The 14,294-nt window shown below is 36.8% G+C and carries 15 protein-coding genes and 1 pseudogene; 3 read left to right on the top strand and 13 right to left on the bottom strand.

Annotated elements, in window-relative coordinates:
- Nucleotides 1-48: 48 nt before the first annotated feature.
- Nucleotides 49-690 (bottom strand): hypothetical protein, encoded by a 642-nt coding sequence (locus ACIGAM_RS14705; RefSeq protein ID WP_396512230.1) that lies wholly within the window; start codon nt 688-690, stop codon nt 49-51.
- A 100-nt stretch (nt 691-790) separates the two neighbouring features.
- On the opposite strand from ACIGAM_RS14705, the gene ACIGAM_RS14700 reads away from it, so the two are divergent.
- Nucleotides 791-2,116 carry an aspartate kinase gene (locus tag ACIGAM_RS14700; protein WP_396512229.1) on the top strand — a complete coding sequence of 442 codons (1,326 nt, stop codon included), beginning with the start codon at nt 791-793 and terminating at the stop codon, nt 2,114-2,116.
- 82 nt (nt 2,117-2,198) lie between these two features.
- On the opposite strand, the gene ACIGAM_RS14695 is transcribed toward ACIGAM_RS14700, so the two are convergent.
- Both ACIGAM_RS14695 and ACIGAM_RS14690 read right to left on the bottom strand, forming a co-directional pair.
- Nucleotides 2,199-2,999 (bottom strand): SDR family oxidoreductase, encoded by an 801-nt coding sequence (locus ACIGAM_RS14695; protein WP_396512228.1) that lies wholly within the window; start codon nt 2,997-2,999, stop codon nt 2,199-2,201.
- 24 nt (nt 3,000-3,023) lie between these two features.
- Entirely contained in the window at nt 3,024-5,330 is a 2,307-nt protein-coding gene (locus tag ACIGAM_RS14690) for a M20/M25/M40 family metallo-hydrolase (RefSeq protein ID WP_396512227.1), read from the bottom strand.
- Nucleotides 5,331-5,466: 136 nt separating this feature from the next.
- Here ACIGAM_RS14690 and ACIGAM_RS14685 point away from each other — a divergent pair, with 136 nt between their 5' ends.
- Entirely contained in the window at nt 5,467-5,928 is a 462-nt protein-coding gene (locus ACIGAM_RS14685; protein WP_396512226.1) for a CBS domain-containing protein, read from the top strand.
- Between the two features lies 1 nt (nt 5,929).
- Here the strand turns inward: ACIGAM_RS14685 and ACIGAM_RS14680 are convergent, their stop codons facing one another.
- The 6 genes from ACIGAM_RS14680 to ACIGAM_RS14655 all read right to left on the bottom strand — a co-directional run bounded on the left by ACIGAM_RS14680 (nt 5,930) and on the right by ACIGAM_RS14655 (nt 10,239).
- On the bottom strand, nt 5,930-6,691 hold the full coding sequence (locus tag ACIGAM_RS14680) for a CDP-alcohol phosphatidyltransferase family protein (protein WP_396512225.1): 762 nt from the start codon (nt 6,689-6,691) through the stop codon (nt 5,930-5,932).
- A complete protein-coding gene (locus tag ACIGAM_RS14675) occupies nt 6,684-7,172 on the bottom strand; it encodes a DUF4375 domain-containing protein (protein ID WP_396512224.1) in 489 nt (162 codons plus the stop codon). The genes ACIGAM_RS14680 and ACIGAM_RS14675 overlap by 8 nt, the downstream gene beginning before the upstream one ends.
- Before the next feature lie 100 nt (nt 7,173-7,272).
- Nucleotides 7,273-7,620, bottom strand: coding sequence for a hypothetical protein (locus tag ACIGAM_RS14670; protein ID WP_396512223.1), 348 nt, complete (start codon nt 7,618-7,620; stop codon nt 7,273-7,275).
- A 33-nt stretch (nt 7,621-7,653) separates the two neighbouring features.
- Nucleotides 7,654-8,181, bottom strand: coding sequence for a YfiT family bacillithiol transferase (locus ACIGAM_RS14665; protein ID WP_396512222.1), 528 nt, complete (start codon nt 8,179-8,181; stop codon nt 7,654-7,656).
- Between the two features lie 26 nt (nt 8,182-8,207).
- Complete coding sequence (locus ACIGAM_RS14660; protein ID WP_396512221.1) at nt 8,208-8,711, bottom strand: hypothetical protein; 504 nt, start codon at nt 8,709-8,711, stop codon at nt 8,208-8,210.
- Between the two features lie 148 nt (nt 8,712-8,859).
- On the bottom strand, nt 8,860-10,239 hold the full coding sequence (locus ACIGAM_RS14655) for an aminotransferase class V-fold PLP-dependent enzyme (protein ID WP_396512220.1): 1,380 nt from the start codon (nt 10,237-10,239) through the stop codon (nt 8,860-8,862).
- A gap of 353 nt (nt 10,240-10,592) precedes the next feature.
- Between ACIGAM_RS14655 and ACIGAM_RS14650 the strand changes: the two genes are divergently transcribed.
- The gene (locus ACIGAM_RS14650; RefSeq protein ID WP_396512219.1) at nt 10,593-10,925 is read left to right on the top strand and encodes a single-stranded DNA-binding protein; all 333 of its coding nucleotides are present in this window, start codon (nt 10,593-10,595) and stop codon (nt 10,923-10,925) included.
- An 89-nt stretch (nt 10,926-11,014) separates the two neighbouring features.
- Here ACIGAM_RS14650 and ACIGAM_RS14645 read toward each other — a convergent pair whose 3' ends face one another.
- The 4 genes and pseudogenes from ACIGAM_RS14645 to ACIGAM_RS14630 all read right to left on the bottom strand — a co-directional run bounded on the left by ACIGAM_RS14645 (nt 11,015) and on the right by ACIGAM_RS14630 (nt 14,254).
- Entirely contained in the window at nt 11,015-11,407 is a 393-nt protein-coding gene (locus ACIGAM_RS14645) for a DUF2752 domain-containing protein (RefSeq protein ID WP_396512218.1), read from the bottom strand.
- Nucleotides 11,388-11,656, bottom strand: a pseudogene (locus ACIGAM_RS14640) (CD225/dispanin family protein). Before ACIGAM_RS14640 ends, ACIGAM_RS14645 begins: the two are co-directional and overlap by 20 nt.
- Before the next feature lie 101 nt (nt 11,657-11,757).
- Nucleotides 11,758-13,668, bottom strand: a complete 1,911-nt coding sequence (gene acs, locus ACIGAM_RS14635) for an acetate--CoA ligase (RefSeq protein ID WP_396512217.1) — start codon at nt 13,666-13,668, stop codon at nt 11,758-11,760.
- Nucleotides 13,669-13,870: 202 nt separating this feature from the next.
- Complete coding sequence (locus ACIGAM_RS14630; RefSeq protein ID WP_396512216.1) at nt 13,871-14,254, bottom strand: VOC family protein; 384 nt, start codon at nt 14,252-14,254, stop codon at nt 13,871-13,873.
- Nucleotides 14,255-14,294 lie beyond the last annotated feature (40 nt).

Genomic DNA, 14,294 nt, shown 5'->3' with positions numbered 1-14,294 from the left:
GAATTTTTAAAAAAATATAAACCCGGAAGCTTTGCTTCCGGGTTTTTTTTATCCTTTTATTTCATTAACCAATGCAAATGCCTGATTAACGTATTCCTTTTCTAGGAACAGTGTAAAATAATTTGAAGTAGAAATAGCTTCAAAAATAGGAATCCCCTCATAGGCCAGAAGCTTAAAGATATAGAAGTATAAACCTACAGTCTTAGAATTGTTAACAGGTAAAGCAATAGATAACGAAGAAAGATTGTGTTTAACCATAACACAGGTTTCTTTTTCAAAACAACGTTCTACTAGTTGCGTAAGATCGTTAGACACAAGAATATTACTCTCGTGAAAGGTGCTTGAGTAGGTTAGATAGGCTTTGGGTATGGTTTTAGTTTGCTCCATCAAGTTCGACTGACTTTCTAAAATGGTATTCGAATTTAAAAATGTAAAGTCTGTAATACCACTACGCACCACGATATCGCCCAGATCGCGCATCACACGCTCATCTAATCGTTTTTGAGGATAATATCTGCGTAAGGCCATTACAATAGAACCTACGTTTACAGATTTGCCCAACTCTTTTTCTATTCTAGGCTGAAAATCTTCAGCAAGGGCACTGTAATTAATAATCTTTCGCATCAGCGCATCTTCAGTATATGGCTGATGTTTGATAAGTTGCTCTACAACAGATGTAATTGTCTTCAATGTTATATATTTAACAATTTGTACAAATTTATATAAAATTGTTGAATTTTTTTCAGTCTTCTTTTTTTCGACTTAACTATGCATCACTAAATTAATGAAGATGAATGTTTTAAAATTTGGAGGAACTTCTGTAGGAAGTGCTCAAAATATTAGAAAAGTAGTAGAAATACTAGCGGTTACTGAAAGTCCTAAAATTGTAGTGTTATCTGCAATGTCTGGTGTGACTAATTTATTAGTAAGCCTTAATCAGGCGAGTATAGATAAAAAGGCAGACGAGATTACCGCTGTACTTGAGCAGTTACGTGCAAAACATAACGAGGCTATAGATAGTTTATTTACCGTACCTAATCAACCCGATGCGAGAGCTCAAATCGAAGGTTTTATAAGTGAGATAGAATCTATTGCAAGAGGCGGCCGTACACTTACCACATATGCTGAGTTGGTGACATTTGGGGAAACGATGTTAACATCACTGTTTTCAAGATTTTTAACGCAGGAAAATGTACATAACGTATTGCTGGATGCCAGTTCCTTTATGAATGTAGGCTCTGTTGAAAATCCGAATATAGAAAACGTTTCTGCCGCATTGTTACCGCAACTCACTCAAAATCCTTCACAGGTATACATCACTCAAGGTTTTGTATGTCGTGATGAACGCGGTTCACTGGCAACACTTAAACGAGGAGGTAGCGATTTTAGCGCAACAATTATTGCTGCTGCTGTTGCTGCAGACGGAGTACAAATCTGGACAGATATTGATGGATTGCATAATAATGACCCACGGTATGTAGAAGGTACAAACCCAATTGAGCATTTGACCTATAATGAGGCTGCGGAGTTGGCTTACTTTGGCGCGAAAATTTTACATCCACAAACGGTAGCTCCTGTAATAGACAGAGATATCCCGGTATGGTTAAAAAATACATTCGAACCTTCTGCTCCCGGAACAAAAATTTCTAATGAATATCACAACCGTGGTTTAAAAGCGATTTCAGCTAAAGATGGTATCACGGCAATAAAAATTAAATCAAATCGTATGCTGGGTGCTCACGGTTTTTTACGTACCATTTTTGAGGTATTTGACCGTCACGAGACTTCTATTGATATGGTTACCACTTCTGAGGTGGCTATCTCATTAACAATAGATGATACCAGTCACTTAAAAGGTATCATAACAGAACTTTCTGTTATTGCAGAAGTAACGGTAGAAGAAGATCACAGTATCATCTGTATTGTAGGAGAGAATCTTATAGCAGACCAGGAATCGTACAAAGCTTTCGGGATTTTAAATTCTATTCCAGTACGTATGATTGCCTATGGTGGTAGTAATAATAATATCTCTCTACTCGTGCCTACACGTGAAAAAATTAATGCGCTACAGTATTTAAATGCACAACTGTTTCAACTTCAAGAAACAGTAGCCTAAACTTTGTTAGTTAGTGTTAGCCTGTCTTCTGACCAACCAGAAGACTAACATGAAAAACCCGGGATGTGCTTGCCGGGTTTTTTTATAGGCTTTTTTGAAATGTGTACCCTATAAGCGGTTGTAGGTTTTCCGAATCTACTTGCTTAAATAGCGTCGCGTCTTCTACTTCATATTGAGGCGGCTCAAGACCCAGTTTTTTTGCTTGTTGTGTATAATAAACCTCTTTTGTAGGATGCTCTGGGTTTACAGCATTAAGTATATGGCCAAAGGCATTTTTATAAATAACACCTAGAATTATTCCTATACAGTCTAGACGATGTATCATATTTACAGGGGCTTGACCGTTTGTTAAACCTGTTCTGCCGGCAAGATATTTCACAGGATTTCTACTACCACCGTAAAGTCCGCCAAAACGAATAATCGTACTTTGTATTGCAGGAGATTTAAAGAATAGCTGTTCTACTTCTACAAGCTGTTTTCCTTTAGAATCTTCGGGTTTTGGGATGTCTGCTTCAGTCACTTTACCTTGTGAATCATCATAAACGCCTGTACTACTTACTAAAATCACTTTTTTAATTTGCGATTTTTCTATTGCGTCTAGAAATTGCGCCATTCGTAAAGCGTGATTGTGCCCTGTATTTCGGCGTAATCCGGGAGGTATTAGAACGATAAGAATTTCAGTATCTTTTAAAAACGAATTTATTTCGCCACGTATTTCGTCTTCAGCAATCTCAACCTGATAGACATCAAGGCCATAGGTTTTTAGTTCCTCTTGTTTAGATTTTGATGTTACAGAACCTTTTACCGTGTGGCCTAAATCCCGTAATTGAGAAGCCAGAGGCAAACCTAACCAACCTAAACCAGCAATAGCAATCGTACTCATATAATTTTTCTTATAGCGTTCCTTTTAAAATGTAATACGCTGTATGGTAATACGCGCATCTGTATTTACAAAAGGCATTGGCATCGTATTTTTGGGCCGCGAAGGTAAGTCAAAGTCTGGGTTTTCTAAAAGATCATAACTGTAATCAAGCAGTGTAAAATTGAGATCTGCGGTATTTTCTGTTATTAAATTTACTTCTAGCGGCTCTCTGTTTGTGAGTCTGTAACTCAATAAATAATTAGAATTTCTATCGGCTAGTGGGTATGCTTCTCCCGGTCTCGCTTCTACTTCCTGACCATTAAAGCTTAATTTATTAAATACAGTTTCTTGAGAAACTAGTAAAACCATATCATTTACATTACGCTGCGGAAAAATACTGAAATTTAAATGCCGCTTTCTGTCTATGATTGTGTCTTTAGAAGTGTAGGCTTGAGAAGGCGCTATAAAATTTTTAGGAGCTTCTTTAGCAAATGTAAAGCGTGAGCCATATTTACCAGAACCTGGCGCATCATAAACTTCTGAACCTATTTTTGGGTTATCGCCCAGGGTTTGTTTTAGCCAGTCATCTAGATGTGTGTTATAGGTAGCGTAAAATGTAGCTCCGCTATCTGCATCATATACATAGTTAAGGCTGTTAGGAAAACGACGCTCTTCGGTAAAATCAGATTTGGCATACGCCGAAATAAATGCGCCTATACTCACCAGAGTAAATAGGATTGCAAGTTTAGCTTTCATCTTATAATACCCCATTACCGGAAGCAAAAGACCAAATAGTAAAACGGTGAGCATCATTGCAGCAACAAGCATTTTGAGTCCCAGCCCTACCGGAAACTCTTTAATGTAATGCGCTATAATAAATAGGGCAGGAGCGCAAAAAATTGACAAGAGCAGTAAATAATGCTTACCGCTGCGTAAAATTAAAAAGACTGAAAGCAAGCCAAAATAAACCGGAATCACAAAAAACGACGCGCCCTCAAGATATATACCTACTCCGGTTGCAATTAATAACCAGAAAAACAACGGAGCAAAACTAAGTGCGGCAGCATCATTAGGTCTGTAGAAAAAATAGTAGATTAAAAATGTTATCGCAAGCATTAAAGCCACAAAACCAGCTAAAAGTTCGTAGCCGTTATATGGGAATCCCTGTAGAATATCTGCCTGAGCAGGATCTAATACACGAATTAATTTCCAACCCAGACTTAAGATATATGCAAAAACAAGGGCGATTAAAAGGGGCAAAAAACCACGTCCTACAGAGGCAAGACTTACTTCTTTCCTTCTTATTCCATAAATTAAAACCACAAAAAATAAAATCCACGCACCTATAAGCATAGGGAGTATAAAACTAAAAGGATAATACACCATTTTAAGCAGCGGAAGGTTAAAATAAACGTAGTCTTCATCTGCTTTCAAATTAAGATTGGCATCTTTAAAATAGTCTAAAAGCGCTGTAAGATATCGGCCCTGATGCTCTAGAGATTCCGGGTCTAAACGGGACGGGATGTCATTAGCGGTGTGGTAATCAAAATGGTCACCTATAAAGGCAAAAAAGAATCCATCTATATCACCATTCTCACGTAATACCGTAGAATCTGTATCATTAGGTAAGAGTTTATACACACTATACATCAATGAATTTGCATACGGGTGTGAGGGATTCGCTTTTGAAAATGCTTTTATAAGTGCCCCATTACCTCCATTAGTTTCTACAATCATATTAGAAGGGCCTCCGCTTCCGCGTGCTTCAAAATTTAAAGCAAGTTTTACATCTTTTGCCCAGGGGTGTTTATTAACGAATACAGATGCACCATTTAAACCTAATTCTTCCGCATCTGTAAAGAGAATAATAATATCATTTTTAGAATTTTCGCCTTTGACTAAATGCGCTCTTACTATTTCTAAAATGGCAGCCACCCCGCTACCTGCATCACTGGCTCCTCGAGAATCTGTATGTGGTGCGCTGTCGTAATGAGACATTAATAAAAGTGTCTGACCGGTACCGTCACCAGGTATTCTTGTAATTATATTTTCGGCTCTGCTTAGTGCTCCCCACCCCGGCTTGTAAGCAAAATCACTCTGTATTTCAACTTCAAGACCTAAGTTTTCTAGGGTTTCTACTATATAATCCTGTACTTTTTGATGCGCCGGCATTCCTACTGCGTGCGGCATTTGTGCTAAAGAATCTACGTAAGCTTGTGCGCGTACTGTAGAGAATTGAGTTAGCGGGGTGTCTGCACCCGATATATTTTGCGGTTTATGTGTGTAAAAACTGAAGTAGAGTAGTCCTAAAATCAGCAAAAAGGAAAGTATAGCGGCGTAGTTTGTTTTCATAAACGGGTATTGTGCGTTAAAGGTAGTAGGAATACCTATTACCCGCAACTCTAAAAATATAAAGGCTTAGGCTACAAAAATCATTTTCTGATTTCTAAAAAAATTAACTAACTTAAGGAATCTAAAATCTAATCATATGGGAATCAAGAGTTTTATGGGCAAGCGCTCAAAGGTTGTGGCAGAAGAAGTAAACATCACGGTGGCAGATTATATGACCCGTAAATTAATCACATTTACTCCAGATCAATCTATTATGGATGTTATGCAAAAGCTTATTAAAAATCGCATTTCGGGAGCTCCTGTTGTCAATGAACACAATGAGTTGCTGGGTGTTATTTCTGAAGGGGATTGTATTAAACATATTTCAGATAGCCGGTATCATAACTTGCCTATGCTTAATGCTACGGTAGGTCAAAATATGGCGATTGATGTGGAAACCATAGACGGAAATATGAATGTTTTTGATGCCGCTCGTTTTTTTATTGAACGTAAACACAGACGTTTTCCCATAGTTGAAGACGGAAAGTTAGTAGGTCAAATAAGCCAGATGGATGTAATTAAAGCAGCCCTGCAACTTAAAGGCGCAACCTGGAAATAGGTTATAATAATTTACGAACTCCAATAAATACAGGGATAAGCAGCGTCATTGTTAAAAGTGTAGGGATGATGTAAATTTCTAATCTAAAAAACAAGAGTAAACTTATTACCAACAGTTGAAAGCCCAGGCCAAACACAGATACCGCAGTCATGAACCAGCCGGGCAATTTTGTGCCTCGTATTGCTTTAGGGTCGAGCCAGTATATGGCTTTATCAAATGCGCTGTATAAAATGGTGTACATTAAGAACATAGAGTTTACTGTAGCTTGATTTTCGCCTGATAATGCTAATGGGGTGACATTCTCAAAAACGCGGCTTGTGGTATCTCCATTATGTCTGTTACGCAGAATTACATAGTAATAATTGTAAAGTGTACCCTGCAGTTGAAGACCTAAAAAGGCTATTAGCGCAAACCAAAGTGGTGTTTGTGTTGCCTGTGCAATCGCAATTAAAATCAAAAAATTTAAAATAATATCTGCAATCGAATCGTAATAACGCCCGGTATAAGACGGAGTGTTTTTTATGCGCGCAAGCTCGCCGTCTGCAGCATCAAGAATAGATTTTAGTATTAATAGTACTGCTGCAGCACCATAAAGCCCATAATGAATGCAAAATACAGCTGCTATACCTGCACATATAAATGCAGTCGTGATATGAATAGGCGTAAATGAAGTTTCTTTTAGATTACTTGCGATAAATCGTCCGCCTGCACGACCATAATCAGATAGATCTGTAAACGCGTACTTTTTAGGTAGTTTAGACATGAGAACCTGTATTAGGTTCTACGGTAAACTGGTCTTTGTGATTGCGTATATACGCAGCAAGTAAATCTGCTACAGGCTCGCCGCTCGCAAATAGTTTTTTAAATAGAGAATCCCAAAACTCAAACGTTGACTCGTGCATCTGATCTATAACCTGAGCGCGTCGTGACGGGTTTTTAGGCACCTTATGATCTGGAAATCTACTTATAGCCTGTTCTAAGAGTAGAACGGTTTTAGTAGCACCAATAGCTCGGTACGCTTCAAGAATTTCATGAGCAAACTGGCCTGAGTTAATAAAGAAGGATTCAAAGTTGCCGGTGTGTAGAGCAGCTTCAAACACATCAAGATAGATAAAGGTTTTTTCTGCTGTGCTGAGGTGATCAAACTGATCGCGTTCCTTAATTTTAGGTGTAATGATTTCACCTACGGCAAGAATTAGTGCCTGATTGTCCTCTAGGGAAAGAACTTGATTTAAATTTTGCATTCTGAATAATAACTAGAACTTTTAAGTAAAAAGTTCGTTGAGCCCGGGACGACACCTGTGCTCTTCAAGCTACAAAGATAAATCAAAAAGAGAATACTATTTAATTTCGTTTTACGAGCGCATAAAAATCTCCGTCAAGCGGAAGATAACCCTGGTCATAGACAAAATAATATATAGTGCCCGCTTTAGTCGTATAAATACTCGTGAACAGATCAAAATCAAAACCTGCTTGAAGTAGTTTAGCCTTTGTGGTTTTAGTTTTATCGTCTGGATTCAACGCTTCTAAGATGCGGTAATTTTTACGCAACTTATTATTTGTGTTGCGCAATAGATTTTTACTGTCTGTATTCAGTTTATTGTTTGCGGTATTTCTACAGGCATCACTACAGTACTTTTTATCTGCTCTTCCTATAATTTTATCACCACACTCCGGACAGGTCTTTTGCATATTTTTTAAGTCTTTTACTAAAATAAGACTTTTTTAGGAGTTGATTGCCAGTTTAATATGAGCTAGATGATGTTTGCAATGCCATTCGTACATACTAAGTACGGCAGCTAGCGTAAAGCGTTCGCCATGTTCGGGGTGAATATATTCTTTTGTAAAATCATTAAGTGTTAACGAGTTGAGCAGTACTTCCCAGCGGTAATGCACACCTTTTATAATTTGTAAAGATATAGATGGGTCAACTTTATGGGTGTCTGGTAGTTCTGCCCAGAGATTTTCAAAATACGGTTTAATTGTAGGGCAATCTTCAGTAAGCGCCAGTTTAAATCTTATAAAAGCGTTCATGTGACTGTCTGCACAGTGATGTACGAGTTGATTAATACTCCAACCTCCCGGGCGATAGGTTTTAGTTAAATCAAACGGTGAACAACTACTAATTAACTGTTCCACTTCCGAAGGAAAATTAGCGATCTGTTTTATGCTTGTTTGCAATTGTGTATCACTAATAAACTGCGGTCTTTGAAATTTACCTATAGGATATTGAAGTGTTTCTAAATCATTCATGGTATCACAATTAAACAGGAATTAAATTAGCGTTTAAAAACTAAAGCTTTACCGTAATTGTTTTCTTCTCCTGAAGCAAAAATCATTAAGTTTTCTTCAAGCTCTACGAGCTGTAAACTAAAGAAAACTGATTTGGTTACTTCTCCCAGTTCGGCATTTTTTGCAATAGTAATAAATACAGAGCCTGTTTCTTCATAAAACGTATAAGAGACATTTGTAAGTTCGGTTTGTGTAGCATTTGCAAAACAATTTTCTTCACCAGAAATAACAGTTATTTGTCCGTCATTTGCTGTAAAACTAAATTGCTCATCGGTATAACACGTATTGTCTTTATTCAATGTTTTTGAATTGTACTGATCATAATACCCCTCAAGAATCCAATCTTTTGAATCGTTATTATGAATGATCTGTAGGTCTGCTGTAGTATATGAATTTCTATAATTACTTGTGTTATCATCATTTGAACACGAGGTAAACGATAGGACAATGAGCAGAAGCGTTAAGAACAGATAATTGTTAGATTTTGTCAAGGTGATTAAATTTTAAAATTGTGATTTGATTGACTGTTTTAAAATTTAAATATAAAATTTATTGACTTTGTAAGAACCTGTTTTGAAATATTAAACCCAAAAAAACAGTAAACTGAAATTGAGATTTTTCTTTATTATCTAGTAAATACTATTCGAGATGTTTTACAAAATCAATAAAATAGTCTAAATCTGTTTTATTTGTAGCGATGCCTACCGAAATTCGGGTTGCACCTCTTAATTTTTGTAATGTATTTATCATCTCATTGTAATTGCCGGTGTGTCTGGTGTTAAAATAACTGTCTAATTCTTCTGCGGAAAGATTATTATTAATCTCATCAATCCCGGGATTGCAGAAGCAGCCGGTGCGTAATGAAATATTTTTTGCGTTGGCTTGCTTTTCAATGGGTTCAAAGGGAATTACTTTATTGCGAGAATCAAAAAAAGACATAATTAACGTTCCGCCAGTATCTGAACGGTCACAGGGTCCAAAAAGTTTTACTTTGCGCACTTCATTATTGTGTTTTAAGGCACTTAATTTTTCGCATAGGTAGTGAGTTAATGATTGGACCCGCGCATTTATATGGTCTATACCTATCTCATTAATATACTCAAGTCCGGTTTTTAAAGCAGGAATGTCTAAGTAATTAAGCGTTCCGTTTTCAAAGCGTTCGTGATTATTTATAAGAAAATGATGAGGTGCCATCACCGAAGCCAAAGTAACTGTACCCCCTGCAAACCAGGGTTTTTTCAACTTATTAAATTTTGATTTTTTTACTAAAAGACATCCAAGACCTGTAGGGTATCCAAAAATTTTATAAAATGACATAGTAACAAAATCAGGCTTTATTTTACTTAAATCTAACTGCGAAGTGGGGACATATGCTGCGGCATCAAGCAATACATCCCATCCTAGCTGCTGTGCGTACGTAACCCAGTTTAAATCGTGTTGTACTCCAGATACATTAGATTGTGCCGGGTAAGCAAAGAGTTTATTTGATGCTGACTTATTTTTATGCAATGCTTCCTTTAAACGGTCTTCATCTACACGTAGATTTTCAAATTTTAAAGGAACATAATTAAAATTTCCGCCTTTATTACGGCAGTATTCTCGAATGCCATTAACTGAATTGTGATTGTCTGAAAACAGCAAATACTCACTGGTTGCAGTAAATGGGTAACACTCTCCAACAATTTTTAAAGCGCCTGAAGCATTTTGTGTAAATATGCAATGATAGTCGTGGGCGTTAAAATAGTCTAAAATAGAGTTTCGGGTTTCCTCCACTAAGTAGGTAGCATGTTTTGATGTGGGATTTGACGAGTGTGGGTTACCAAAAGTGTGCGCTTTCAAATAGTTAAGATGCTTTAAAATTTGGGATTCGCTGTAGAGATTACCCCCTGTATAATCTAAATATACGTGATTGTCTTTATCTAGTCTGCTGTATTCTTTTTGTCTTAACGTGTTAAAAAATGAGTCGTTATAGAGTGCAGGTGTTTTAGGTCTTTTCGGTTTAAATAATGTTGCAATCATATTTTAGTCTTTAAGTCGGTTCTCTGTTGCGTTTGCTCATATATTATTTAATATCAAGCGATAATGCCAAGATTAGAAGATTATGACTCAATCGCAAGGGGTATTTTCTCCTTTGGTTACAGGGATTTAAACTTGAATTTATTAGAATGCCATCCTACAGAAAGAACTGAAAACAAACACTTGTAAACGTTTACAATCGACTATAAACGTAAGTAACTGGTTAATAACCGAATATTTTTTGAGTGCTGATTCATCTTTGCCCTGTCAATTAGTTGCAGCAATTGTAATGAAAGACAAAAAAACTTCCGCCTTTGCGGAAGTATAATTAACTGTTTAACGCAAAAACAAAAATCATGAGCACATTAAGAAACAAAGTACAGTTGATCGGAAATTTAGGTAATGATCCTGAGATTGTAAATTTAGAATCGGGTAAGAAACTGGCAAAATTCAGTATCGCAACTAATGAAAACTACAAGAATAACAAAGGTGAGCGTATTACAGATACGCAATGGCATAATGTAGTGGCCTGGGGAAAAACAGCCGAGCTGGTTGAAAATTACGTTACTAAAGGAAAAGAAATCGCCATTGAAGGGAAGCTTACTTCCAGATCGTATGAGACTAAGCAAGGAGAAAAACGCTACATCACAGAGATTGTATGTGATGAATTATTACTTTTAAGCAAATAAAAGATCTTTTTAAACAAATAGATTATTGACCTAAAAGCCTTCAAGTGTATTTAATTTAGATACAATTGGAGGCTTTTTTTAATGAGTCATTAAATCGAAATATTTCTAAAAATCCAAAATGATACAACTAATCCCAGAATAAACCATATTGCTGTAATGCCATAAAGCTTATTTCTTAATTGTAACAATTTTGGGCTAAGCGATTTTTTATAGTCTAAAAACATACCAAGACTTACGTAAGGTATTGCTATGACCAGCATTGCATTTTGTTTAATTGCACTAACTAAATGCCCGTTTAAAATATGGTGAATGGCTCGCTGTGAACCACAACCGGGACATTGTAAACCTGTAATAGATAAAAAAGGACACTTCGGAAAAAAAGAATGCACTTCCGGGTTATAGGTCTTATAAAAAATAAGCAATCCTATACCCAAAAGTGCAAAGCCTAGATAGTAGGGTTTCTTAGAATTGACTTCCGGCAAAACTCAATACCATTATAATTCCATAAATAATTCCTCCACCTAAAGCAACAGCTACACTCACAATTGTCCATTTTTTAGCATTTGCAGAGGCTTTTCTCGCACCTTCATAATTACCCGCATTAAATTGTGATTCAACTTTTCAGCATTTACAATCCCTGCAATACCAAAAGGTAGACAGCATAATATTGTAGCAAGTATAGATTCTACGAGCCAGGTTTTGGGAGGTTGCTGATCATTAAATGTGTTCATTTGTCTATTTTGATTGATTAGTAGTGAACTAAATTAAGAATTATATTAAAATAGAATAGCTTTTTTTGTTCTCAAAGATTAATATAAATAGTTCAGATTAGTTATTTCAACACATTTTCCATTAATTCTTCTACCACTTCAGGATTTAAAAGTGTACTCGTGTCCCCCATATTTGAAGTGTCATTTGAAGCTATTTTACGTAAAATACGGCGCATAATTTTCCCGCTTCGGGTTTTAGGTAAACCGCTTGTAAATTGAATTTTATCAAGTTTTGCGATAGGTCCTATTCGGTCTGAAATAAGCTGATTTATTTCTTTTCTTAAATTATTCTGATTACGGGTTTCACCGGTTTCTTTCAAAATAACATAACCGTAAAGTGCGCTGCCTTTAATATCGTGCGGGTATCCTACAATTGCACTTTCTGCCACAGCCGGGTGCTCGTTAATCGCATCTTCTATAGGAGCTGTTCCCAGATTGTGACCACTTACAATCACGACATCATCAACTCTACCGGTTATTCTGTAATAGCCTACACTATCGCGCAATGCACCATCTCCGGTAAAATACATATTCTTATAAGCAGAGAAATACGTTTCTTTATAGCGATCGTGATTATTCCAGATGGTACGCGCCATAGAAGGCCACGGAAATTTAATACACAAGCGACCATCAACTTGATTTCCTTTAATTTCTTTTCCTTCTTCATCCATCAGCGCAGGCTGAATTCCGGGTAATGGAAGCGTTGCAAAAGTAGGTATCGCAGGAGTAGAATAGGGGATGGGTGAGATCATAATACCGCCGGTTTCGGTTTGCCACCAGGTATCAACAATAGGACATTTTTTCTTTCCTACATTCTCATCATACCAGTGCCAGGCCTCTTCATTAATAGGCTCACCTACTGTCCCTAAAATTTTAAGCGATGATAAATCATACTTCTCAACATACTCGATTTTCTCTTTGGCTAAGGCACGTATTGCTGTGGGTGCCGTATAAAACTGCGTAACTTTATGTTTTTCTACAATCTCCCAAAATCGCCCATAATCAGGATAACTGGGTACACCTTCAAACATAACTGTAGTAGCTCCATTTGCCAGCGGACCATACACAATATAGCTGTGACCGGTGATCCACCCTATATCTGCTGTACACCAATACACATCATCATCTCTATATTGAAATACATTTTTAAACGTAAATGCCGTATAAACCATATAACCAGCTGTGGTGTGTACCATACCTTTAGGCGTGCCGGTAGAACCAGAAGTGTATAAGATAAACAGCGGATCTTCGGCATCCATAATTTCAGGCTCACAAATAGATTCTGCTGCATCTAATAACGGCTGAAGCCACGCATCTCTGTCGTTTACCATAGGGATATCGGTCTGAATACGCTTTACGACTAATACATTTTTTATACAATCACATTGCTCAAGGGCCGCATCTACGATCCCTTTTAAATCTATTTTTTTGTTTCCGCGGAAAGACCCGTCGCTGGTGATGAGCATTTTACATGAAGAATCATTAATGCGTGAAGCCAGAGCTGTAGAAGAAAATCCGGCAAAAACCACAGAATGAATGGCTCCTATACGTGCACACGCAAGAACTGAAACAGCCAGTTCTGGTATCATAGGTAGGTAAATACATACCCGGTCACCTTTTTGAACTCCTTTAGACTTAAGCACATTTGCCATTTTACAAACCCGCTCATGTAGCTCGTTATAGGTTATGTGTTGCGCTTCTTCAGAAGCATCGTTAGGTTCAAAAAGAATTGCTGTTTTGTTACCGTGCGTTCTTAAGTGTCGGTCTATACAGTTTTCGGTAATGTTTAATTTTGCACCTTCAAACCATTTAAATTCGGGTTTTTCAAAATCATAACTAAGAACTTCATCCCAGCGTTTGTGCCACATAAAATGTTCTTCAGCTATTTCTTCCCAATAACTCTCTGGGTTGCGCACAGATTTACGATATACTTGAAAATACTCTTCTAAATGTTTTATATGATAATTACTCATCTGGTCTTTTTAGTGTAGTTATAACGCTTAAAATTACTAAATCGTTGTCGATTTGAGGAGAACAATACTATACTGTTGTGTATTTTATAACAGTGTTTTTTCAATTTAACTATTGAAAAAAAAATCTATTTCTTGCGAAAGCCAATATGCTACACGTACATAGTAAATTAAATATATTGTATTTCAGAATTTAAGTTTAGCCTTATACAGCCTCATTTACTTCTATCCAATATCCATCTATATCCTGAAAATATACCTGCCGTATTCCGTCATTGCGTATATAATCTTTAGTAGGCGTATCCCTCCAGTCTGAATAGGTAATCGCTAAGTTATCTAAGTGTTCTATAAACAAACCTACATCTGCGGTTGATAGTGCAAAATGAACAGCTTTATTGGTTTTTATTTCAGCATCAGGTCTCGGGATTAGATGCAGTTGTTTGCCTTCGCCCAGCGATAGCCAACGGGTAGCAGAAGTTGAAGCGGTATTTTCTATTTCTTCAAGCTGAAATACCTTTTGATAGAAAACTATAGATGCATCAACATCTTTGACTGAAAGCGCAATATGATTAAATATAAAAGTGGGCATGTGGTAGGGTTTAAGGCTTAAAGGTCTTCATAATATTTAA

It is taken from the genome of Leeuwenhoekiella sp. NPDC079379 (assembly GCF_044542075.1).
Taxonomy (GTDB): domain Bacteria; phylum Bacteroidota; class Bacteroidia; order Flavobacteriales; family Flavobacteriaceae; genus Leeuwenhoekiella.
Note: the sequence above shows the minus strand (reverse complement) of the source record. Positions and strands in the feature narration are given on the sequence as shown.

Excerpts from the sequence above, each read along its gene's own strand:
- ACIGAM_RS14665 (WP_396512222.1), bottom strand. The coding sequence starts at position 8,181 with ATGAATGATTTAGAAACACTTCAATATCCTATAGGTAAATTTCAAAGA.
- ACIGAM_RS14650 (WP_396512219.1), top strand. The coding sequence starts at position 10,593 with ATGAGCACATTAAGAAACAAAGTACAGTTGATCGGAAATTTAGGTAAT.
- ACIGAM_RS14680 (WP_396512225.1), bottom strand. The coding sequence starts at position 6,691 with ATGTCTAAACTACCTAAAAAGTACGCGTTTACAGATCTATCTGATTAT.
- ACIGAM_RS14675 (WP_396512224.1), bottom strand. The coding sequence starts at position 7,172 with ATGCAAAATTTAAATCAAGTTCTTTCCCTAGAGGACAATCAGGCACTA.
- ACIGAM_RS14690 (WP_396512227.1), bottom strand. The coding sequence starts at position 5,330 with ATGAAAACAAACTACGCCGCTATACTTTCCTTTTTGCTGATTTTAGGA.
- ACIGAM_RS14685 (WP_396512226.1), top strand. The coding sequence starts at position 5,467 with ATGGGAATCAAGAGTTTTATGGGCAAGCGCTCAAAGGTTGTGGCAGAA.
- ACIGAM_RS14700 (WP_396512229.1), top strand. The coding sequence starts at position 791 with ATGAATGTTTTAAAATTTGGAGGAACTTCTGTAGGAAGTGCTCAAAAT.
- ACIGAM_RS14695 (WP_396512228.1), bottom strand. The coding sequence starts at position 2,999 with ATGAGTACGATTGCTATTGCTGGTTTAGGTTGGTTAGGTTTGCCTCTG.
- ACIGAM_RS14630 (WP_396512216.1), bottom strand. The coding sequence starts at position 14,254 with ATGCCCACTTTTATATTTAATCATATTGCGCTTTCAGTCAAAGATGTT.
- ACIGAM_RS14670 (WP_396512223.1), bottom strand. The coding sequence starts at position 7,620 with ATGCAAAAGACCTGTCCGGAGTGTGGTGATAAAATTATAGGAAGAGCA.
- ACIGAM_RS14655 (WP_396512220.1), bottom strand. The coding sequence starts at position 10,239 with ATGATTGCAACATTATTTAAACCGAAAAGACCTAAAACACCTGCACTC.
- acs (WP_396512217.1), bottom strand. The coding sequence starts at position 13,668 with ATGAGTAATTATCATATAAAACATTTAGAAGAGTATTTTCAAGTATAT.